At 72.1% G+C, this 20612-nt stretch carries 18 protein-coding genes and 1 pseudogene; 13 read left to right on the top strand and 6 right to left on the bottom strand.

What is annotated here, in order from left to right:
* Positions 1-3: 3 nt before the first annotated feature.
* The 3 genes from DKT68_RS18180 to DKT68_RS18170 form a co-directional block, all read right to left on the bottom strand.
* A complete protein-coding gene (locus tag DKT68_RS18180; protein ID WP_109818605.1) occupies positions 4-1410 on the bottom strand; it encodes an NAD(P)/FAD-dependent oxidoreductase in 1407 nt (468 codons plus the stop codon).
* Complete coding sequence (locus tag DKT68_RS18175; RefSeq protein ID WP_109818604.1) at positions 1395-2741, bottom strand: aspartate aminotransferase family protein; 1347 nt, start codon at positions 2739-2741, stop codon at positions 1395-1397. Before DKT68_RS18175 ends, DKT68_RS18180 begins: the two co-directional genes overlap by 16 nt.
* Positions 2742-3354: 613 nt before the next feature.
* Positions 3355-3867 carry an Lrp/AsnC family transcriptional regulator gene (locus DKT68_RS18170; protein ID WP_089017637.1) on the bottom strand — a complete coding sequence of 171 codons (513 nt, stop codon included), beginning with the start codon at positions 3865-3867 and terminating at the stop codon, positions 3355-3357.
* A gap of 206 nt (positions 3868-4073) precedes the next feature.
* On the opposite strand from DKT68_RS18170, the gene DKT68_RS18165 reads away from it, so the two are divergent.
* From DKT68_RS18165 to DKT68_RS18135, 7 genes are all read left to right on the top strand, one after another.
* Positions 4074-5258, top strand: coding sequence for a polyamine ABC transporter substrate-binding protein (locus DKT68_RS18165; RefSeq protein ID WP_109818603.1), 1185 nt, complete (start codon positions 4074-4076; stop codon positions 5256-5258).
* Between the two features lie 5 nt (positions 5259-5263).
* Positions 5264-6415 (top strand): ABC transporter ATP-binding protein, encoded by a 1152-nt coding sequence (locus tag DKT68_RS18160; RefSeq protein ID WP_109818602.1) that lies wholly within the window; start codon positions 5264-5266, stop codon positions 6413-6415.
* Positions 6412-7326: an ABC transporter permease gene (locus DKT68_RS18155; RefSeq protein ID WP_109818601.1), complete on the top strand. Its 915-nt coding sequence runs from the start codon at positions 6412-6414 to the stop codon at positions 7324-7326. Before DKT68_RS18160 ends, DKT68_RS18155 begins: the two co-directional genes overlap by 4 nt.
* The gene (locus tag DKT68_RS18150) at positions 7323-8165 is read left to right on the top strand and encodes an ABC transporter permease (protein ID WP_236646949.1); all 843 of its coding nucleotides are present in this window, start codon (positions 7323-7325) and stop codon (positions 8163-8165) included. The genes DKT68_RS18155 and DKT68_RS18150 overlap by 4 nt, the downstream gene beginning before the upstream one ends.
* Positions 8162-9583 (top strand): NAD(P)/FAD-dependent oxidoreductase, encoded by a 1422-nt coding sequence (locus DKT68_RS18145; protein WP_109818600.1) that lies wholly within the window; start codon positions 8162-8164, stop codon positions 9581-9583. The genes DKT68_RS18150 and DKT68_RS18145 overlap by 4 nt, the downstream gene beginning before the upstream one ends.
* Complete coding sequence (locus DKT68_RS18140; protein WP_109818599.1) at positions 9583-10812, top strand: saccharopine dehydrogenase family protein; 1230 nt, start codon at positions 9583-9585, stop codon at positions 10810-10812. Before DKT68_RS18145 ends, DKT68_RS18140 begins: the two co-directional genes overlap by 1 nt.
* A gap of 277 nt (positions 10813-11089) precedes the next feature.
* Positions 11090-11842 carry a G5 domain-containing protein gene (locus tag DKT68_RS18135; protein WP_236646950.1) on the top strand — a complete coding sequence of 251 codons (753 nt, stop codon included), beginning with the start codon at positions 11090-11092 and terminating at the stop codon, positions 11840-11842.
* A gap of 156 nt (positions 11843-11998) precedes the next feature.
* On the opposite strand, the gene DKT68_RS18130 is transcribed toward DKT68_RS18135, so the two are convergent.
* The 3 genes from DKT68_RS18130 to DKT68_RS18120 are packed head-to-tail and all read right to left on the bottom strand — an operon-like array spanning position 11999 to position 15171.
* Positions 11999-12343 carry a DUF779 domain-containing protein gene (locus DKT68_RS18130; RefSeq protein WP_407940760.1) on the bottom strand — a complete coding sequence of 115 codons (345 nt, stop codon included), beginning with the start codon at positions 12341-12343 and terminating at the stop codon, positions 11999-12001.
* Positions 12343-13848, bottom strand: a complete 1506-nt coding sequence (adh, locus tag DKT68_RS18125) for an aldehyde dehydrogenase (RefSeq protein ID WP_109818597.1) — start codon at positions 13846-13848, stop codon at positions 12343-12345. The genes DKT68_RS18130 and adh overlap by 1 nt, the downstream gene beginning before the upstream one ends.
* A 39-nt stretch (positions 13849-13887) precedes the next feature.
* Entirely contained in the window at positions 13888-15171 is a 1284-nt protein-coding gene (locus DKT68_RS18120; protein ID WP_109818596.1) for a GAF domain-containing protein, read from the bottom strand.
* A 239-nt stretch (positions 15172-15410) separates the two neighbouring features.
* On the opposite strand from DKT68_RS18120, the gene DKT68_RS18115 reads away from it, so the two are divergent.
* The 6 genes and pseudogenes from DKT68_RS18115 to DKT68_RS18090 all read left to right on the top strand — a co-directional run.
* Complete coding sequence (locus tag DKT68_RS18115) at positions 15411-16076, top strand: response regulator transcription factor (protein ID WP_109818595.1); 666 nt, start codon at positions 15411-15413, stop codon at positions 16074-16076.
* Positions 16073-17137 carry a sensor histidine kinase gene (locus DKT68_RS18110; RefSeq protein WP_109818594.1) on the top strand — a complete coding sequence of 355 codons (1065 nt, stop codon included), beginning with the start codon at positions 16073-16075 and terminating at the stop codon, positions 17135-17137. The genes DKT68_RS18115 and DKT68_RS18110 overlap by 4 nt, the downstream gene beginning before the upstream one ends.
* A gap of 125 nt (positions 17138-17262) precedes the next feature.
* A complete protein-coding gene (locus tag DKT68_RS18105; protein ID WP_109818593.1) occupies positions 17263-18336 on the top strand; it encodes a threonine ammonia-lyase in 1074 nt (357 codons plus the stop codon).
* Positions 18333-19463: a D-alanine--D-alanine ligase family protein gene (locus DKT68_RS18100; RefSeq protein WP_109818592.1), complete on the top strand. Its 1131-nt coding sequence runs from the start codon at positions 18333-18335 to the stop codon at positions 19461-19463. The genes DKT68_RS18105 and DKT68_RS18100 overlap by 4 nt, the downstream gene beginning before the upstream one ends.
* A complete protein-coding gene (locus DKT68_RS18095; protein ID WP_109818591.1) occupies positions 19460-20131 on the top strand; it encodes a M15 family metallopeptidase in 672 nt (223 codons plus the stop codon). Before DKT68_RS18100 ends, DKT68_RS18095 begins: the two co-directional genes overlap by 4 nt.
* A 63-nt stretch (positions 20132-20194) precedes the next feature.
* Positions 20195-20612, top strand: a pseudogene (locus DKT68_RS18090) (septal ring lytic transglycosylase RlpA family protein); the annotation flags it as partial.

Raw genomic sequence — 20612 nt, 5'->3', positions numbered from 1 at the left:
GGGTTAGTTGCCTAGGAGGCGGGTGAAGGCTGCTGCTCGGCGGGACGGGCGGTTGGTGCGGGCTTCGGCTTTGTCGGCAGAGGCCATGACCCCTAGGCCGGCGTTCACCGCCAGCCAGCGCAGGGGTTCCGGCTCCCAGCGGGGGGAGCGGTGGTTGACCCAGGGCAGGGTGGTCAGCTCGGTGCGCTCGCCGCGGATCAGATCCGCCAGGGTGCGGCCGGCGAGGTTGCTGGAGCCCACCCCGTCGCCGACGTAGCCGCCCGCCCAGGCGAGGCCGCTGGCCCGGTCGAAGCCGACCGAGGCCGCCCAGTCCCTTGCCACACCGAGCGGGCCACCCCAGCTGTGCGTCACCGGCACGTCCGGGCCGAGCACCGGGAAGAGCTCCCCGAGCGTCCGCCGCAGCGCCGCGAAGACCCGTGGCTCCCGGTCGTGGTCGGGGGAGACGCGGGACCCGAAATGGTACGGAGCGCCGCGCCCGCCGAAGGCCAGCCGGCCGTCCGCGGTGCGCTGCCCGTAGATGATCACGTGCCGGTGGTCGGAGAACGTCTCGCGCCGAGCCAGCCCGATCCGTGTCCAGGTCTCGGGCGGCAGCGGTTCGGTGGCCACCATCAGCGAGTACACCGGCGCCACGGCCCGCCGCTGACCGGGCAGCGTGGGCGTGTACCCCTCGGTCGCCCGGACCACCACCGGCGCCCGTACCGTGCCGTTCGCGGTGACCGCCGCGCCGGCCCGGATCGCGGTGACCGCCGTCCGCTCGTGGATGGTCACCCCGAGTCGTTCCACCGCCCTGGCGAGGCCGCGGACCAGCTTCGCCGGGTGCACGGCCGCGCAGTGCGGGGTGTACGTCCCACCGCGTACCCCCTCGGCGGCGCAACGGGCGGCGGCCTCGCCGGCGTCGAGCAGCGCCAGGTGCTCCGCGCCGAAGCCGAAGGCGCGGGCCTCGTCCACGGCGGCCCGGGCACGGACGAGTTGCGGACCGGTGCGGGCGAGCATGACCGTGCCGCCGTCCGCCCAGTCGCAGTCGATGCCCTCGGCCGCGACCACCCGGCCCACCTCGCGCACCGTCCCGTGCAGGGCGCGCTGCATGGCGATCGCGGCGTCCCGGCCGTGCCGGCGGGCCAGCCCGGTCAGCGAGGTGGGGAAGAGCGCCGAGCACCAGCCGCCGTTGCGACCGGAAGCCCCGTACCCGGCGATCTCCTTCTCCAGCACGATGACCCGCATTGTCGGCTCGGCCCGGGCCAGGTGGTATGCCGTCCACAGCCCGGTGTAGCCGGCGCCCACGATCACCACGTCGGCGTCCGTGTCGCCGGGCAGCGCCGGTCGTGGCGTCAGCGGCTCGCCCAGTGTCGACAGCCAGTACGACAGCTCCCGGTAGTGCCCGGCAGGGCCGCCGCTCAGAGTCGAGCCCATGCCTCGGTGAGCACCGTGCGCAGGATCTGCTCGATCTCGTCGAAGTGCTGCTGCTCGGCGATCAGCGGCGGGGCGAGCTGCACGACGGGGTCACCCCGGTCGTCGGCCCGGCAGTAGAGCCCGGCCTGGAACAGCGCCGTGGAGAGGAAGCCCCGCAGCAGCCGCTCCGACTCGGCCTCGTCGAAGGTCTCCCGAGTCGTCTTGTCCTTGACCAGCTCGATGCCGTAGAAGTAGCCGTCGCCGCGGACGTCGCCGACGATCGGCAGGTCGTACAGCTTCTCCAGGGTGGACCGGAAGGCGTCCTCGTTGGCCCGTACGTGCCCGACCAGGTCCTCGCGGGCGAAGACCTCCAGGTTGGCCAGGGCCACCGCGCAGGACACCGGGTGGCCACCGAAGGTCACCCCGTGGGCGAACATGCCGGTCTCGGTGAGGAACGGCTCCATCAGCCGGTCGCTGGCGATCATCGCGCCGAGCGGGGCGTACCCGGAGGTGATGCCCTTGGCGGTGGTGATGATGTCGGGCTGGTAGCCGTAGCGAACGGCGCCGAAGTATTCGCCGAGCCGCCCCCAGGAGCAGATCACCTCGTCGGAGACGAGCAGCACGTCGTACGCGTCGCAGATCTCCCGGACCCGCTCGAAGTAGCCGGGCGGCGGTGGGAAGCAGCCGCCGGAGTTCTGCACCGGCTCCAGGAAGACCGCGGCGACGGTGTCCGGTCCCTCTCGCTCGATGGCCCGGCCGATCTCGTCGGCGGCCCAGCGCCCGAACGCCTCGGGCGAGTCGCCATGCTCCGGCGCCCGATAGAAGTTGGTGTTCGGCACCTTGATCGCGCCGGGGACCAGCGGCTCGAAATCGCTCTTGATGCCCGGCAGGCCGGTGATGGACAGCGCGCCCATCGAGGTGCCGTGGTAGGCGATGTACCGGCTGATCACCTTGTACTTGTTGGGCTGGCCGGTGCGCTTGAAGTAGGCCCGGGCCAGCTTCCACGCCGCCTCGACGGCCTCCGAGCCGCCCGTGGTGAAGAAGACCCGGTTGAGGTCGCCCGGGGTCAGCGACGAGATCTTCTCGGCCAGCTCGACGGCCTTCGGGTGCGCGTACGACCACAGCGGGAAGTACGCCAGCTCACCGGCCTGCTTGGCGGCCGCCTCGGCCAGCTCGGTGCGGCCGTGGCCGGCGTTGACGACGAAGAGCCCGGCGAGCCCGTCCAGGTAGCGGCGGCCCTGGGCGTCCCACACGTACGCGCCTTCGCCGCGCACGATGGTCGGCACCTCGCCGGCGGAGTAGCTCGCCATCCGGGTGAAGTGCATCCAGAGGTGGTCGGTGGCGTTGGCCATGTCAGCCCCATCGGTCGTCGGGCCGGTGCAAGGGGTGACGCCGGCCGCTCTGCCAACGGTTATCGCACAGTATCCACCTCCGAGGCAAGTGGTATCAGTGGCGTGACGGGTTTCCTACGACGGATTTAGCGCACAGGCGTGTGGGATGCAACGGAATCCGCACTGCCGTCGCGGCCGGGCAGACGGCCCGCGGGAGTCGGAGGTGCATGCGTGGCTGCCTTTGGAGCTGAATCGTTTGTGACATCACGGCCGAGGCTGCTGAGACTCACGGCTGAGGCCGCTGCGACATCGAGGCCGAGCCGCTGCGACATCCCGGCTGAGGCCAGTGCGAGGTCACGCTGCGACGGTCACCGTGACGTCACGGCGGTGGCCTCTCCTGCGTCTCGGTGGCGGCCACGGCTCTGCGGCGGCCGCGGTGGCGGCGCGAGGGCCGCGGGTCGAGTCCGGCGCCGGGGCGCGGCCGTCGGAACCGTGTTCGTCCTCGGACGGCATATCGTGCTCGTCGCCAAGTCCTGCTGACGGGCGAATCGTCTGCGACATCAGCTCCAAAGCGCCCGCGGGGTGGTAGCGCCTCCCTCGTGGCGCGGCGCACGATCTGGATCAAGGGCGCGCGTCAGGCCGTACCCCAGGTGTAGGTCTGCTTGCGCAGCTTGAGGTAGACGAACGCCTCCGTGGAGAGCACCCCGGGCACCGCGCGCAGCCGTTGCAGGATCTCCAGCAGGTGGTCGTCGTTGCGGCAGACGACCTCGGTGAGCAGGTCGAACGACCCGGCGGTGATGACCACGTAGTCGACCTCCTCCAGCTCGGCCAGCCGGTCGGCCACCGCCTCCAGGTCGCCGTCGGTGCGCAGGCCGATCATCGCCTGCCGGGGGAAGCCGAGCTGGAGCGGATCGGTGACCGCGACGATCTGCATCACGCCGGAGTCGAGCAGCCGCTGCACCCGCTGGCGGACCGCCGCCTCGGAGAGCCCGACCGCCTTGCCGATCGTGGCGTAGGGCCGCCGGCCGTCCTCCTGGAGCTGTTCGATGATTCGCTTGGCCACGTCGTCCAGCAGAGCGTGATTGGCGCCTTCACGGACAGCGACGCGTCGACCGCCGTTGCCGTTCTCGTGCTGCCGGTTCGTCATCGTGCGCTCCCCATGTCCCGAATCGTGATGTCGCGCGTGTGTCCTCGCGCAGTCTGGCGTATTTCGTCGTGCATCGCTAATCCCGCAACGGAATCCCTTGTAAGGGAGGTCACCTCATGTCAGGATCAGTCGTCCATGGCACCTAACCCTCCCGCCGGCGCGCCACCCCCGTCCCGCCCGCCGACGATGACCCCTTAGGAGTCGTCATGCGTACTCCCCTCCGGCCCCTCACCCGGCGTGGACTGCTCACCGGCACTCTCGGTTCGGCCGCGCTGCTCGCCGCGGGCGGCAGCCTCGCCGGCTGCGGCACCAAGGGCGCGCAGCAGACCGAGGCCGGCTGCGTCAGCGAAGACCTTTCCGGCACGGAGAAGAAGCTTGCCTTCTCCAACTGGCCGCAGTACATGGACGTCGACGAGAAGGACGAGTCCAAGCGGCCCAGCCTGGACGAGTTCATCAGCAAGACCGGCATCCAGGTGACGTACACCGAGGACATCAACGACAACAACGAGTTCTTCGGCAAGGTGCAGAACCAGCTCGCCGCCTGCCAGAGCACCGACCGCGACATCATCGTGCTGACCGACTGGATGGCGGCCCGGATGATCCGGCTCGGCTGGATCCAGAAGCTCGACCCGGCGAAGATCCCGAACGTCCAGGCCAACCTGCTCCCGTCGCTGCTCAACCGCTCCTTCGACGCCGAGAACCGGATCTCGATCCCGTGGCAGTCCGGCCTCGCCGGTCTGGCGTACAACGGCAGCGTCACCAAGGAGCTGCGCACCGTCGACGAGCTGCTCACCCGCCCGGACCTCAAGGGCAAGGTGACCGCGCTCAGCGAGATGCGCGACACGATGGGCCTGCTGCTCGGGTCCAACGGGCATGATCCCGCCAACTTCACCAGTGCCCAGTTCGACGACGCGCTCAACAAGCTCAAGAAGGCCGTCGACTCCGGGCAGATTCGCAAGTTCACCGGCAACGACTACGCACCCGACCTGGCCAAGGGTGACATCGCCGCGTGCATCGGCTGGTCCGGGGACGTCATCCAGCTCTCCAGCGAGAACGAGAAGGTGCAGTTCGTCGCGCCCGACTCCGGCGTGATGCTGTTCAGCGACAACATGATGGTCCCGAACAAGGCCACCCACAAGGGCAACGCCGAAGCGCTGATCAACTACTACTACGAGCCGGCCGTCGCCGCGACGCTCGCCGCGTACGTCAACTACATCTGCCCGGTCAAGGGCGCCCAGGCCGAGATGGAGAAGATCGACCCCGAGCTGGCCGCCAACCCACTGATCTTCCCCGATGACGCGCTCCTGTCGAAGTCCAAGGTGTTCATGGCCCTGGACGAGAAGCAGGAGAAGGAGTACGAGGGCAAGTACCAGCAGGTCATCGGGGCGTGACGGGGATGGCGCGCGAGACACCCGCCGGCGACCTGCGCCTGGCCAACCTCACCAAGCGGTTCGGCGTCTTCACCGCCGTCGACGACCTCAGCCTCACCATCGGTCAGGGCTCGTTCTTCGCCCTGCTCGGCGCGTCCGGCTGCGGCAAGACCACCACGCTGCGGATGATCGCCGGCCTGGAGGAGCCGACCAGCGGTCAGGTGCTGCTCGGCGACCGGGACATCGCCCGGCTGCGGCCGTACAAGCGCCCGGTGAACACCGTCTTCCAGAGCTACGCGCTCTTCCCGCATTTGAACATCTTCGAGAACGTGGCCTTCGGGCTGCGCCGGCGCGGGATCCGCTCGGTCGATGACGAGGTCCTGCGGATGCTGTCGCTGGTGCAGCTCGACGACTACGGCAACCGCCGCCCGGCCCAGCTCTCCGGCGGCCAGCAGCAGAGGGTCGCGCTCGCCCGCGCGCTGATCAACCGTCCGCAGGTGCTGCTGCTCGACGAGCCACTGGGCGCGCTCGACCTGAAGCTGCGCCGGCAGATGCAGATCGAGCTCAAGCGGATCCAGACCGAGGTGGGCATCACCTTCGTCCACGTCACGCACGACCAGGAGGAGGCCATGACCATGGCCGACACCGTGGCCGTGATGAACGCCGGCCGGATCGAGCAGCTCGGCGCCCCGGCCGACATCTACGAGTTCCCGGCCGCCGCGTTCGTGGCGAACTTCCTCGGCCAGTCCAACCTGCTCGCCGCCGAGGCCGCCGGCACCGGTGGCGGCGAGGTCGCGGTGACGGCGCACGGCGCGCGCTTCTCCGTGCCCGCCGGCCGGTCCCGGGTCGACCGGGGCCCGGTCCACCTGGGGGTACGCCCGGAGAAGCTGAACCTGGTCGGCTCTGCCGACCAGGTGCCCGCCGGTCATCAGCACGTGACCGGGGTGGTCACCGACGCCTCCTACGTGGGTGTCAGCACGCAGTACCTGCTGCGCACCGGCTGGGGCACCGAGCTGTCGGTCTTCACGGCGAACAGCGGGGCGGCGGCCCAGGTGCCGGTCGGCAGCGAGGCGGTGGCGTACTGGGATCCGCGGCACGCGTTCCTGCTGCCCCGGGACGTCGACGACGCCGACCGGACGTCGCCGGTGCTCGACGAGCCGGTGGGTGCGTCCTCGTGACCCTCCTGGCCCAGGTGCCCACCGGATCGGGGCAGCCGGCGGCCACGCCGCCGGCTGCCCGGTCCGGGCGGCACCGCCTACTGCCGTACCTGTTGCTGCTGCCCGGCGCGGCCTGGCTGCTGGTGTTCTTCGGCGTGCCGCTGGTGCAGCTCGCCTCGGCCAGCCTCTACGACCCCAGCGGCTCGCTCTCCACCGGGTACGCGCTGACCTGGGCATTCGGCAACTACCCCGACGTCCTGCAGGCGTACTGGCCGCAGTTCCTGCGCTCGTTCGGCTACGCCGGTGTGGCCCTGGTGCTGGCGCTGCTGCTGGGCTACCCCCTGGCGTACGCCATCGCGCAGAAGGCCGGCCGGTGGAAGAACCTGCTGCTGGTCTGCGTGGTCGCGCCGATGTTCACCAGCTTCCTGGTCCGCACGCTGGCCTGGAAGACGATCCTGTCGGACAACGGCGCGCTCGTCGGCCTGCTGCGCGACGTGCACCTGCTCGCCCCGGACGGCCGGCTGCTGGCCACCCCGTTCGCGGTGGTGCTCGGCCTGACGTACAACTTCCTGCCGTTCCTGGTGCTGCCGCTGTACGCGAGCCTGGAACGGCTGGACTACCGGCTGCTGGAGGCGGCCAGCGACCTGTACGCCAGCCCGGTGCAGGCGTTCCGCAGGGTCACCCTGCCGCTGTCCATGCCCGGCCTGGTCGCCGGCACGCTGCTGTTCTTCATTCCGGCCAGCGGCGACTACATCAACGCGGAACTGCTCGGCACGCCGAACGAGTACATGATCGGCAACGTCATCGACTCGGCGTTCCTGGTCCGGTTGGACTACCCGCAGGGCGCCGCGCTGTCGTTCCTGCTGATGGCGGCGATCCTCGCGGTGGTCTTCGGCTACCTGCGCAGGGCCGGCACGGAGGAGGTGCTGTGAGGCTCTCGCGTTGGTTGGCCGACCGCTGCGTGATGATCGTGGCGTTGCTGGTGCTCGGCTACCTGGCGCTGCCGATCCTGGTGGTGGCCGGCCTGTCGTTCAACCGTCCCTCCAGCCGGCTGTCGTACGACTTCAACGAGTTCACCCTGGACAACTGGCGCCAGCCGTGCGCCACCTCGGACATGTGCGACGCGGTCGTCCGCAGCGTGCAGATCGGCTTCATCGCCACCGTCGTCGCCACCGTGCTCGGCACGCTGATGGCGTTCGCGCTGGTTCGGCACCGCTTCCGTGGGCGGTCCGGCATCAACGTGCTGATCTTCCTGCCGATGGCCACGCCGGAGCTGGTGATGGGCACCTCTCTGCTGGCCCTCTTCGTCTCCGCCGGGGTGCCGCAGGGCTTCTGGACGATCGTCATCGCCCACGTGATGTTCTGCGTCTCGTTCGTGGTGGTCACCGTGAAGGCGCGGCTGGCCGGGATGGACCGGCGGCTGGAGGAGGCCGCCATGGACCTCTACGCCAGCGAGTGGCAGACGTTCCGGCGGATCACCCTGCCGCTGGTGCTGCCCGGCATCGTGGCCGCCGCCCTGCTGGCCTTCTCGCTCAGCTTCGACGACTTCATCATCACGAACTTCAACGCGGGCACCACCGTCACGTTCCCCATGTACGTCTGGGGCGCCGCCCAGCGGGGCATCCCGCCGCAGGTCAACGTCATCGGCACCGCGATGTTCGTGATCGCGCTGCTGCTGGTGGGGCTCAGCTCGCTGCGCGGCCGGCGGGCCCGACGCGCCAACCTGCCGGTCGGCCCGGCGCAGGGCGCTCCGGTGCGCGGCCGGTCATGACCCTCCCGCATACCGGCCGGGCGCTGGCCGACGCGGTGCCCGTGCCCTACTGGCTCGACCGGCCGGACCGCCCCGACCCGCTGCCGCCGCTCACCGGCCCGCAGCACGCCGACCTGCTGGTGATCGGCGGCGGGTACAGCGGGCTCTGGGCCGCCCTGCTGGCCAAGCAGGCCGACCCCGACCGGGACGTGCTGCTGGTCGACGCGGGCACCTGCGGCTGGGCCGCGTCCGGGCGCAACGGCGGCTTCTGCGCCGCCTCGCTCACCCACGGCCTGGCCAACGGCGTCGACCGGTTCCCCGACGAGGTCGGCGAGCTGGAACGCCTCGGCCGGGAGAACCTGGACGCGATCGCCGCCACCGTCGCCGAGTTCGGCATCGACTGCGACTTCGAGCGCACCGGCGAACTGGCCGTCGCTGTCGCGCCGTACCAGCTGGCCGGGCTCGCCGCCGACGCGGAGCTGGCCGGACGGTACGGCCACCGGGTGCGGCTGTTGGACCGCGACGAGGTGCGCGCCGAGGTGAACTCGCCGACGTACCTGGGTGGGATGGTCGACGCCGACCGGGTGGCCATGCTGGACCCGGCGAAGCTGGCGTGGGGGCTGCGCCGCGCCTGCATCGAGCTGGGTGTGCGGGTGCACGAGCACACCCGGGTCACCGGGCTGCGCGCCGACGGCGGCGCGCTGCTCGCGCGAACGGCCGGCGGACCGGACGCCGCGCCCGGGTCGGTGCGGGCCCGCCGGGTGGTGCTCGCCACCAACGCCTTTCCGCCGCTGCTGCGCCGGCTGCGGGCGTACGTGGTGCCGGTGTACGACCACGTGCTGATGACCGAGCCGCTCACCCCCGCGCAGCGGGACGCGATCGGCTGGCGCAACCGGCAGGGGCTGGCCGACACGGCCAACCAGTTCCACTACTACCGGATCACCGCCGACGGGCGGATCCTCTTCGGCGGCTACGACGCGGTCTACCACTACGGCAACCGGGTCGCGCCGGAGCTGGAGCAGCGCCACGCCACCTTCACCACTCTCGCCGAGCACTTCTTCACCACGTTCCCGCAGCTCGCCGACGTGCGCTTCAGCCACCGCTGGGGTGGCGTCATCGACACCTGCACCCGGTTCTGCCCGTTCTTCGGCACCGCGTACGGCGGCCGGCTGGCGTACGCGGCCGGCTACACCGGCCTCGGCGTGGGGGCCACCCGCTTCGGTGCCCGGGTGCTGCTCGACCTGCTGGCCGGCGGGGACACCCCGCTGACCCGGCTCGACCTGGTCCGCACCAAGCCACTGCCGTTCCCGCCGGAACCCGTCCGCGCGATCGGCATCAATCTCACCCGCTGGTCGCTGGCCCGCGCCGACGCGCGCGACGGCCGGCGCGACCTCTGGCTCCGTACTCTCGATCGACTCGGTTTGGGGTTTGATTCCTGATGCGTGTCCTGCTCGTCGGCGCCGGTGGCGTCGGCTCCGCTGCCGTAGCCATCGCCGCCCGGCGGTCCTTCTTCGAGACCATGGTGGTCGCCGACCACGACCCGGACCGCGCCGAACGCGCGGTCACCGGGCACGGCGACCGCTTCGTGGCCGCCCAGGTGGACGCCTCCTCGGCCGACGCGGTCGCCGCGCTCTGCCGGGAGCACCGGATCACCCACGTGCTCAACGCCGTCGACCCGCGCTTCGTCATGCCGATCTTCGACGGCGCGTTCGCGGCCGGCGCGGACTACCTCGACATGGCGATGTCGCTGTCGCAGCCGCACCCGTCCCGTCCGTACGCCGAGACCGGGGTGATGCTCGGCGACGAGCAGTTCGCGCGCTCCGATGCCTGGTCCGCCGACGGTCGGCTGGCCCTGTGCGGCATCGGCGTCGAACCCGGCCTGTCCGACGTCTTCGCCCGGTACGCCGCCGACGAGCTGTTCAGCGAGGTCGACGAAATCGGCGTCCGGGACGGGGCGAACCTCACCGTCGACGGCTACGACTTCGCGCCCTCCTTCTCCATCTGGACGACGATCGAGGAGTGCCTCAACCCGCCGGTGGTCTGGGAGCGGGATCGGGGCTGGTACACCACCGAGCCGTTCAGTGAGCCGGAGGTCTTCCACTTCCCGGAGGGCATCGGGCCGGTCGAGTGCGTCAACGTCGAGCACGAGGAGGTGCTGCTCATCCCGCGCTGGGTCAGGGCCCGCCGGGTCACCTTCAAGTACGGCCTCGGCGACGAGTTCATCGACGTGCTCAGGACGCTGCACAAGCTCGGCCTGGACGCGGTCTCTCCGGTCGGGGTGCGCGGCGTCGACGTGTCCCCCCGCGACGTGGTCGCGGCCTGCCTGCCCGACCCGGCCACCCTGGGCGACCGGATGCGGGGCAAGACCTGCGCCGGCACGTGGGTGCGCGGCCTCGGGCCCGACGGACAGCCCCGGGAGGTCTACCTCTACCACGTCGTCGACAACGAGTGGTCCATGCGGGAGTACGGCCACCAGGCGGTGGTGTGGCAGACCGCGGTCAACCCGGTGGTGGCGCTGGAACTGCTCGCCACCGGCGCCTGGTCCGGCGTCGGGGTGCTCGGTCCGGAGGCGCTGCCTCCGACGCCCTTCCTCGACCTGCTGGTGGACTACGGTTCGCCGTGGGGGATGGAGGAGCGACCGTTGACCAGCGCGGTGACGGCAACCTGACAGGTCGCCGGCCGTCCATCGTCGACGCACCCCGCAGCTGGCTGCGCGAATGTTGGTGCGTGGCGGTTTGCGGCTTTGCTGCCCGGCTGGGGCCGCACGATCGGCCCGACCCGTCCGGCCGAGCGGTCGCCGGGTGTGTCGACCCGTCGTCGGCGCCGCGCTGTCGGTCGCAGGGGCATCGCCCACCGATCTTCCCTCCCGGAGCGAACGGCGCGGGTGACGAGCGCGACGGTGGATATTGCACGCGGTGTTTGCGACGACACTCATCGCCGTGACGATGCAACCACCGCCGAATCCCGGCCCGCCGCACGCGCCGTTGTCCGGCCCGGGGCCCCGACCGAACTGGTTCCGCCGGGCCAGTCCCGCCAGCCGCGTCGCCGTGATCCTCGGCTCGGTGGCCCTGTCGTTCCTGCTGCTCTGCTGCGCCGGCACCGCGATCGTCGGCGCCCTGACCGGCGAACCGACGCCCGCCCGTACCGGCACGGCGGCCGAGCAACCGCAGCAGCCCATCGTGGCGGCGCCCGCCGAGCCGACCGGGGAGGCCCCCGCGCAGGAGGTGTCACCGGCCGCCGCACCCTCCAGTCCGGTCGCGCCGAGCCCGTCCAGCGCCGCGCCCGCGCCCGTGGTGCAGGTGACGACGGTGACGGAGCGGGCCGCGATCCGGTACGGCGAGCGGACCGTCAAGGACTCGTCCCTGGCCGAGGGCAAGCGGGTCGTCCGGACCAAGGGCGTCAACGGTGTGAAGACCCTGACGTACGAGGTGACCACCACGGACGGGGTGCGGACGGCCAAGAAGCTGGTCAAGTCGGTCGTGACGAAGCAGCCGGTGACCCAGGTCGTCGCCGTCGGCACCAAGAAGGCGCAGTCGAGGTGCGACCCGAACTACAGCCCCTGCGTCCCGATCGCCAGCGACGTCGACTGCGCTGGCGGCAGCGGCAACGGCCCGGCCTACGTCAGCGGGGTCGTCAAGGTCATTGGCAGCGACATCTACGACCTGGACCGCGACAACGACGGCTACGGCTGCGACTGATCGCGCTTCGCGCCCGACGTGACGCCGTGTCACTTCGCCCGGTGGCGGACTTGGTTTTGAGCGTGATACCTCTGAGGCATCAATATGACTCAGAGGTATCACGCTCTCCACCGCCGGTTGCCCCCCCGCCCGCCAGCCCACCCGGGCCGGGCTGACCTAGGCGGCGAGGCGGGAGCGGATGAGGAAGCGGACGCCGTCCGGCGCCTCCAGGGAGAAGCCGCTGCCGCGTCCCGGGACCACGTCGACGGTCAGCCTCGTGTGTTTCCACAGCTTCCACTGGGCGGCGGACATCCAGAACTCGACCGGCTCCGGCACCCCGTCCACGGCCAGCGAGGCGAGCAGGACGTCGGACGAGCCGGTGCGGAACTCGCCCGCCGGGTAGCACATCGGGGCGCTGCCGTCGCAGCAGCCGCCGGACTGGTGGAACATCAGCGGCCCGTGCCGCCCCCGCAGCGACCGGATCAGCTCGGCCGCGGCGGGGGTGACGGAGACGACGGACATCAGAAGAAGCCGAGCTTCTGGGTCGAGTAGCTGACCAGCAGGTTCTTGGTCTGCTGGTAGTGCTCCAGCATCATCTTGTGGTTCTCCCGGCCGATGCCGGACTGCTTGTACCCGCCGAACGCGGCGTGCGCCGGGTACGCGTGGTAGCAGTTGGTCCACACCCGACCGGCCTGGATGGCCCGCCCGGCCCGGTACGCCGTGTTCATGTCCCGGGTCCAGACGCCCGCGCCCAGCCCGTACAGGGTGTCGTTGGCGGTCTTGACGGCGTCGTCGAGGTCGGCGAAGGAGGTCACCGAGACCACCGGCCCGAAGATCTCCTCCTGGAAGACCCGCATCGAGTTGTCGCCCTCGAAGATGGTCGGCTGGACGTAGTACCCGCCGGACAGCTCGCCGCCCAGGTCCGCGCGCGAGCCGCCGGTGAGCACCTTGGCGCCCTCCTGCCGGCCGATGTCCAGGTAGGACAGGATCTTCTCCAACTGGTCGTTGGACGCCTGCGCGCCGATCATCGTGTCGGTGTCCAGCGGGTGCCCCTGCACGATCTGCTCCGTGCGGGAGACCGCGGCGGCGAGGAAGTCGCTGTAGTGGCCCTGCTGGATCAGCGCGCGAGACGGGCAGGTGCAGACCTCGCCCTGGTTGAGCGCGAACATGGCGAAGCCCTCGAGCGCCTTGTCGAAGAAGTCGTCCCGGGACGCGCTGACGTCGTCGAAGAAGAGGTTCGGGCTCTTGCCGCCCAGCTCCAGCGTGACGGGCTTGATGTTCTCGCTGGCGTACTGCATGATCAGCCGCCCGGTGGTGGTCTCCCCGGTGAACGCCACCTTCGCCACGCGCGCAGAGGACGCCAGCGGCTTGCCGGCCTCCACGCCGAAACCGTTGACGATGTTGAGCACGCCGGGCGGCAGCAGGTCCGCCACCAGCGACAGCCAGTAGTGGATCGACGCCGGGGTCTGCTCCGCCGGCTTGAGGACCACGGCGTTGCCGGCGGCCAGTGCGGGCGCGAGCTTCCAGGTGGCCATCAGGATCGGGAAGTTCCACGGGATGATCTGCCCGACCACGCCGAGCGGCTCGTGGAAGTGGTACGCGACCGTGTCGTCGTCGAGTTCGCCGAGCGAGCCCTCCTGTGCCCGGATCGCCCCGGCGAAGTAGCGGAAGTGGTCGATGGCGAGCGGGATGTCGGCGGCCAGCGTCTCGCGGATCGGCTTGCCGTTCTCCCAGGTCTCGGCGATGGCCAACGACTCCAGGTTCTCCTGCATCCGGTCGGCGATCCGGTTGAGGATCAGCGCCCGTTCGGCCACCGAGGTGCGCCCCCAGGCGTCGGCGGCGCCGTGCGCGGCGTCCAGGGCCCTCTCCACGTCCGCGGCGGTGCCCCGGGCCACCTCGGTGAAGGTCTGCCCGGTCACCGGGGTGGGGTTCTCGAAGTAGGCGCCACCGTGCGGCTTGACGTACTCGCCGCCGATGAAGTGGTCGTAACGGGACTGCCAGTGGGTGGGCGCGTCGTAGCGCGTCATGGTTACCTCCGCCGTCGTGGTGCGGTGTCGGCGGCGACGTTAGTTTCGAGGACGTTGCAGCGACGTTGCGCTCGTCAGGTCGTACTCCCCGAGAAGCTGGTCGATGCGCGCGAGGGCGAGCGGCCGGCGCGGCGCGCCCGCCGGCAACGCCCGCGCCAGGGCCTGCCAGGCGGTCAGGTCGTCGGCGCCGGCGGGCGTCGCGGTCCAGGCCGCGAGCAGCGCCGGGTCCGCGGCGGCCAGCACGGCCGCACGGAGCTGGCCGTCGATCAGCCGGCGCAGTCGTGTCACTCCCGGCGCGTCCGAGCCGGGTAGCAGCGGCCCGGAGTACGCGTCGAGCGCGCCCGCCGGATCGCCCTGGTCCAACCGGTCGGCGACGGTGGTGAAGTCGGCGCGGACGGTGCCGCGCAGCCGGTACGGGCGGGAGTCGAGCAGCTCGGGGCCGAGCACCCGGCGCAGCCGGGACAGCTCCGCGCGCAGGGTGACCGGGTGCAGCCGGTCGTCGCCGTACAGGTCGAGGCCGAGTTGTTCGCCGGTGCGCCCCTCGGGGTGGTGGAGCAGCAGCACCAGCAGCTCGCTGTGCCGGCGGCCGAGCCGGATGCGCCGCCCGTCGACCCGCAGCTCCGCCTCGTCCCGGCCGAGCGCGGTCACGGTGGCGACGCCGGGCTCCACCGGCCGGTCGGTGGCGAGATGCGCCTCGGCGGCCCGGGCGGTGGCCCGGACCAGCGCCAGGCTCTGCGGGTTGGCCAGGTGGTCGCCGCCGGTGATGTCGACCGCGCCGAGCAGCCGCCCGGTGACCGGGTCGTGGATCGGCGCGGCGGCGCAGGTCCACCGCTGCACGGGCCGACTGAAGTGCTCGGTGGCGAAGATCTGCACGCTGTGGTCGACGGCCAGGGCGGTGCCGGGGGCATTGGTGCCGGCGTGCCGCTCGTCCCAGAGGGCGCCGGGCACGAAGTTCATCCGCTCCGCGTGCCGGAGGACCCCCGGGTGGCCCTCCACCCAGAGCAGCCGCCCGTACGCGTCGCAGACCGCCATCAGGTGCGCGCCGTCCTGCGCGATGCCCCCGAGCAGGTCCCGGAAGAGCGGCAGCACCCGGACCAGCGGGTGCGCGGCCCGGTACGCCGCCAGCGCGTCGTCGGTGAGGTCGACTGGCGGGGTGGCCTCGGGGTCGAGCCGGGCGGAGCGTTCCCAGGAGCGGCGGACCACCTCACGCACCCGGTGTGGCGCGGCACCGGCGGCGAGGAACGCCTCGTGGGCGGCGCCGACCTGCGCGATCCGCTCGGCCGGATCGACGCCGAACTCCAGGGCGAGCCACGGGTCAGCCATGGGGCGACCTCCTCGGCCCCCATCGTGACGCAGCTCACCCTCGATCGCCAACCGCCCCATCGCCCCCGGGACGGATGACGCAAAGAGCATGGCGCGGGGACGAAGTCGGCGGAGCCTGGCTTGCAGTGGTTTGTCCAGCAGGAGGTGCCGTGGAAGATGGCTCCGGCGGGTGCTTACAGAACCCTTAACCTCGGCCTGCGACGGTATGCCGGACGAGCGGAAACACGGGGAGCGGAAGCGTGCGGGTGCTGGTGGCGGACGACGAGCGGTTGTTGGCGGACACCGTGGCCGAGGGGCTGCGACGGCTCTCGATGGCCGTCGACGTCTGCTACGACGGCGACGGTGCGCTGGAGCGGATCGGCGTGAACCGGTACGACGTCGCGGTCCTGGACCGGGACATGCCCGGGCACACCGGTGACGAGGTGTGCCGCAGCATCGCCGGCTCCCAGGCGGGCACCCGGGTGCTGCTGCTCACCGCGGCCGCCGGCATCCGGGACCGGGTGGCGGGTCTGGACCTCGGCGCGGACGACTACCTGACCAAGCCGTTCGCCTTCGCCGAGCTGGTCGCCCGGGTGCAGGCCCTCGGCCGGCGGTCCACCCCGGCGCTCCCGCCGGTGCTGGAACAGGACGGCGTGGTGCTGGACGTGGCCCGCCACGTGGCGAGCCGGGATGGCCGACCGCTGGCGCTGAGCCCGAAGGAGTTCGCCGTGCTGCACGTGCTGCTGCGTGCCGGCGGTCAGGTGGTCAGCGCGGAGGAGCTGCTGGAGCAGGCCTGGGACGAGTTCGCCGACCCGTTCACCAACGCCGTACGGGTCACCGTGATGACCCTGCGCAGGAAGCTCGGCGACCCGGCGGTCATCCACACCGTCCCCAAGGCCGGCTACCGGCTCGGTGACGCGGCGTGAGCTGGACGCCCCGACGCCGAGTGCTGCTCGTCGGCCTGCTGGCGTTGCTGGCAGGGCCGCTCCTGCCGACGACCGGCACGTGGCTGACGGGGCTGATCTGGAATCGTGGCCAGCAGCTCTGCGACCTGCCCGTGCCCGGCCTGCTGGACTCGTGCGCGTCGGTACGCCAGGACGTGTTCGTGCTTCCCGTGGCAGCCGTGCTGATCGTGACCGTGGTCGCCCTGGTGGCGCTGTGGTTCGGCGCGGCGTGGTGCCTGCGCCCGGTCGGCGACCTGGCGGAGCCGATCGGGCACCTCGGCCCGCAGAACCTCGGCCACCGGATCCGGCCCCGGGGCCGCGACGAGCTGGCCCGGCTGGGCCGGGCGATCGACGAGATGATGGAACGTGTCTCCGCCGGGTACGAGGGGCAGCGGCGGTTCGCCGCGAACGCCTCGCACGAGCTGCGCACCCCACTGGCGGTGCAGCGGACACTCATCGAGGTCGGGATGGCGCGGTCGCTCACCGCTGAGCAGCTGGAGCTGCTGACCAGCCAGCTGCTGGAGACCAACGAGCGCAACGAGCGGCTGATCGAGGGTCTGCTCGCGCTCAGCGACTGCGACCAGGGCCTGCGCTCGCGTACCCCCCAGCGGCTCGACGAGATCGTCGGCTCGGTGCTCACCGGCTACCAGGACCGGGCCCGGGACGCGGCCGTGACCATCGACACCCACCTCGCGCCCCGGGTCGTCGTCGGCGAGCGCGTGCTGCTGGAACGCCTGGTCACCAACCTGGTGGAGAACGGGATCAAGTACAACCGGCGCGGCGGCTCGCTGTCCGTCACGGTCGGCGGCACGCCCGCGCTGTCCGTGGTCAACACGGGCCAGCCCGTGCCGGCCGAGGCGGTGGCCGGTCTCTTCGAGCCTTTTCGCCGCCTCGCCCAGGACCGCACCTCGCACGGCGGCGGCGCCGGCCTCGGCCTGACCATCGCCCGCTCGATCACCCAGGCGCACGACGGCATCATCGCGGCCCGACCCGCCGAGCACGGCGGCCTGCGGGTGGACGTCGAACTGCCCGCCCCGCCCTAGCACCCACAACCCACCAGCCCGGGGGTCCGCGTCTCGCGGCATCCCTGCCTCCGGCGTGCCCGAAAGCGACCAGCTGCGCCCCCGTGGACCCGATCCCGGCGCCAGCGACGACCGAAGGAGAACCCATGTCATCATCCACCGCGGCACCGGCCACTCCGCGCCGTGCCGACGTCGAGGAGGCCGCCCGCTGGCTCTCCGGCCGGGTGGTCCGTACTCCGGTGCTGCGGTCCCCGGTGATCGACCGGCTGGCCGGGGCGCAGGTCCTGCTCAAGGCGGAGAACCTCCAGGACGGCGGCTCGTACAAGATGCGGGGCGCGCTGCGGGCGGTCGGCCGGCTCTCCGCCGCCGGCGAGGCCGGGGTGATCGCGCAGAGCACCGGCAACCACGCGGTGGCGGTGGCGTTGGCCGCCCGGCAGCACGGGCTCGCGGCCACCGTGGTGCTGCCGGTCGACGCGGCACGGACCAAGGTCGACCGGGCCCGGGCGGCCGGCGCGCGGGTGTTGTTCGCCGGCACGAGCGTCGACGAGCGGGTGTCGGCGGCCCGCAAGCTCAGCGACGAGACGGGCCACCCGGTCATCGACGCGTACGACCACGCGGACGTGATCGCCGGGCAGGGCAGCGCCAGCCTGGAGCTGATCGAGCAGGCCGAGCGCGCCGGCACACCGCTGGACGCGCTGGTGGTGCCGGTCGGTGGGGGCGGTGGGGTGGCGGGCGCCTGCCTGGCCGCCGCCGGCACGGGCATCGAGGTGTACGGCGTGGAGCCGGTGGGCTGCGACTCCCTGGCGCGCAGCCTCGCGGCCGGCGAGCGCGTTGCCGTCGCGCCGGCGCCCACGATCGCCGACGGCCTGCGGCCGTCCTGCGTGGGTGAACTGCCGTTCGCCATCCTGCGGACCGCCGTGCGCGGGGTCGTCCGGGTCGACGACGAGGAGATCGCGGCGGCGTTCCGGCTGCTCCTGATGGAGCTGAAGGTGCTCGTCGAGCCGTCCGGGGCGGCGGGCCTGGCTGGCGCGCTTCGCCTGCCCGCCGAGGCGGGCGGCGACCGGGTCGGTGTGCCGGCGGGCGTCCCCGGCGCGGGCCGGAAGCGGCAACGGACGGTCGGCGTGGTGCTGACCGGCGGAAATGTGGAGGCGGCGCTGGTGGCCCGGTTGACGGCCCAGCAGCCCGCCGATGTGACGACTGTGGAAGGAGCGGCGGCATGAGCGCGCCAACTCGAATCGGAATTCTGTTCGGTGGCCCGTCGGCGGAGCACGAGGTGTCCTGCGCCTCGGCCCTCGGCGTGGCCCGGGCGCTGGCCGACGGCGGATACCGTACGGTCGCCATCGGTATCACCCGGACCGGCGGGTTCCGGCTGATGCCCGACGCGGTGCTGGCCGAGCTGCGCGACCGGCCCGCCGCCGAGCGGGCTATCGACGACCGGCTGACGGTGACCGGACCGGCGGTCGAGCTGCGGTCCGGTCCCCGCCCGGGCACCCTGCAGGTGTCCGCGGCGGACGACCCCCGCGCGGTACACGCCGAGCTGGACGTGATCTTCCCCGTGCTGCATGGCCCGTTCGGTGAGGACGGGGTGGTGCAGGGGCTGCTGGAATCGCTGGACGTGCCGTACGTCGGGTGCGGCATCCTCGCCTCCGCGGTGGGCATGAACAAGGTGGCGATGAAGCGGGCGCTGCGCGCCGACGGCATCCCGATCACCCCGCACGTCGCGTTCGACGAGCACACCTACCGGGCGACCGAGGACCCGGAGAAGCTGGTGCTGGGGCTGCGCCGCCCGCTGTTCGTCAAGCCGGCCAGCATGGGCTCCTCGATCGGCATTTCCCGTGTCGGGGAGGGCGACGACCTGGCCGCCGCGATCGAGGAGGCGCTCCGGCACGACCAGCTCGTCATCGTCGAGCAGGGCGTCAGCGGCCGGGAGTTGGAGTGCGCGGTGCTCGGGGGCTGGCGCCCGGAGGCGTCGGCGGTGGGCGAGGTGCGCGTCGCCGGCGGGTGGTTCGACTTTCAGCAGAAGTACTTCGGCGAAGCGGACCCGATGATCGTCCCGGCGGTGCTGCCGGACGAGGTGACCGAGCGGGTTCGCGACCTGTCGCTGCGGGCGTTCGCCGCGATCGGCGGCTGGGGCCTGGCCCGGGTCGACTTCCTCTACGACGAGACGACCGGCGAGCTGTACGTCAACGAGCTGAACACGATGCCCGGCTTCACCGCGCACTCCATGTACCCGAAGGTGTGGGCGGCGGCCGGCGTCGGCTACCGGGAGGTGGTGGACCGGCTGGTCGAGCTGGCCCGCACCCGGCACGCGGGGCGCGCCGCGACCGCCGCTCGGAGCGCCGGATGATCCTGCTCTCCGACCCCCGGGTGGCGGCGGTGCCCAGCGTGGACGACGGCGATCCGCTGGTGGACCTGCGCGAGCTGCCGGAGCTGCGACTGGACGGGCGGGCGGCCGAGTCGTCCGGCGCGTACGCCCGGCTGCGCACGGGTGTCGCGGACCGGCTGCTGGCCGCGCAGCGGGCGCTGCCCGCCGGGGTGCGCCTGCTGGTCATCGAGGGGTACCGGCCGTACCAGGCCCAGCTGGCCATCTTCACCGGCTACCGGGACGAGCTGCGCCTGCGGCACCCGGAATGGTCGCCGGAGCGGCTGCACCGGGAGACCAGCAAGTTCGTCTCGCCGGTCGAGGTGGCCCCGCACAGCACCGGTGGGGCGGTGGACCTGACCCTGTGCACCGACGACGGCGTGGAGCTGGATCTCGGCACGGCCGTCGACGCCACGCCCGAGGACAGCGCCGAGGCCTGCTTCACCGCCGCCCCCGCCATCGGCGCGACCGCCCGCCGCCACCGGCAGCTCATGGTCGACGCGCTCGGCGGCGCCGGCCTGGTGAACTACCCGACCGAGTGGTGGCACTGGTCGTACGGGGACCGCTACTGGGCGCTGACCACCGGGGCGCCGCACACCCGGTACGGGCCGGTGGATCTGGCCGCCACCGCGATCGGGGCCCGTGTCGGCTGAACGGTAGGGAGCTCCCATCCGTACCACGCGGTGAAACACACACCGAGGACGGGAGTGACGGCGATGAGGGTGCAGCGCAAGCACGTGCTGGCGGCGACCGTGGCGGTGCTCGCCGCGGCGGGCGTGGCGGTGGGGACCGGTTTCGGGTTCGCCGGAACCGCACCGGCGGGCCAGTCCGTCTGCTCGGGCTCGGTGACCTTCTCGGCGGAGGGCGGGGCGCCGGCGGCGACCAGCGACCGGTTCCCGGTGGGCACCCGGCTGCGGGTCACGAACCTGGACAACAACCGGGCGGCCACGGTGACGGTCACCGGTCCGTCGGGGAGTTGCGTGCTGCTCAACGCCGCAGCCATGGAGCTGGTGCGGGAGCCGGGCAAGAACGTCATCCGCCGCAACGTGGTGGAACGGCTCGACGGCGAGGCGGCGCCGCCCGCCGCGCCGCCGGCCGCCGGCACGGTCCGCCCCGGCGCAGCGTCTCCCGGAG

The sequence above is a fragment of the Micromonospora acroterricola genome, assembly GCF_003172955.1.
In the GTDB taxonomy this organism is placed as follows: Bacteria; Actinomycetota; Actinomycetes; order Mycobacteriales; family Micromonosporaceae; genus Micromonospora; species Micromonospora acroterricola.
The sequence above is the reverse complement of the archived record's forward strand: the minus strand, read 5'-3'. Positions and strand labels throughout refer to the sequence as shown.

Bases quoted from the DNA above. Each gene is read 5' to 3' on its own strand.
- DKT68_RS18145 (WP_109818600.1), top strand. From the start codon at position 8,162: ATGACCCTCCCGCATACCGGCCGGGCGCTGGCCGACGCGGTGCCCGTG.
- DKT68_RS18180 (WP_109818605.1), bottom strand. From the start codon at position 1,410: ATGGGCTCGACTCTGAGCGGCGGCCCTGCCGGGCACTACCGGGAGCTG.
- DKT68_RS18165 (WP_109818603.1), top strand. From the start codon at position 4,074: ATGCGTACTCCCCTCCGGCCCCTCACCCGGCGTGGACTGCTCACCGGC.
- DKT68_RS18105 (WP_109818593.1), top strand. From the start codon at position 17,263: ATGTCATCATCCACCGCGGCACCGGCCACTCCGCGCCGTGCCGACGTC.
- DKT68_RS18130 (WP_407940760.1), bottom strand. From the start codon at position 12,343: ATGTCCGTCGTCTCCGTCACCCCCGCCGCGGCCGAGCTGATCCGGTCG.
- DKT68_RS18100 (WP_109818592.1), top strand. From the start codon at position 18,333: ATGAGCGCGCCAACTCGAATCGGAATTCTGTTCGGTGGCCCGTCGGCG.
- DKT68_RS18120 (WP_109818596.1), bottom strand. From the start codon at position 15,171: ATGGCTGACCCGTGGCTCGCCCTGGAGTTCGGCGTCGATCCGGCCGAG.
- DKT68_RS18175 (WP_109818604.1), bottom strand. From the start codon at position 2,741: ATGGCCAACGCCACCGACCACCTCTGGATGCACTTCACCCGGATGGCG.
- DKT68_RS18170 (WP_089017637.1), bottom strand. From the start codon at position 3,867: ATGACGAACCGGCAGCACGAGAACGGCAACGGCGGTCGACGCGTCGCT.
- adh (WP_109818597.1), bottom strand. From the start codon at position 13,848: ATGACGCGCTACGACGCGCCCACCCACTGGCAGTCCCGTTACGACCAC.
- DKT68_RS18160 (WP_109818602.1), top strand. From the start codon at position 5,264: ATGGCGCGCGAGACACCCGCCGGCGACCTGCGCCTGGCCAACCTCACC.
- DKT68_RS18095 (WP_109818591.1), top strand. From the start codon at position 19,460: ATGATCCTGCTCTCCGACCCCCGGGTGGCGGCGGTGCCCAGCGTGGAC.
- DKT68_RS18135 (WP_236646950.1), top strand. From the start codon at position 11,090: ATGCAACCACCGCCGAATCCCGGCCCGCCGCACGCGCCGTTGTCCGGC.
- DKT68_RS18140 (WP_109818599.1), top strand. From the start codon at position 9,583: ATGCGTGTCCTGCTCGTCGGCGCCGGTGGCGTCGGCTCCGCTGCCGTA.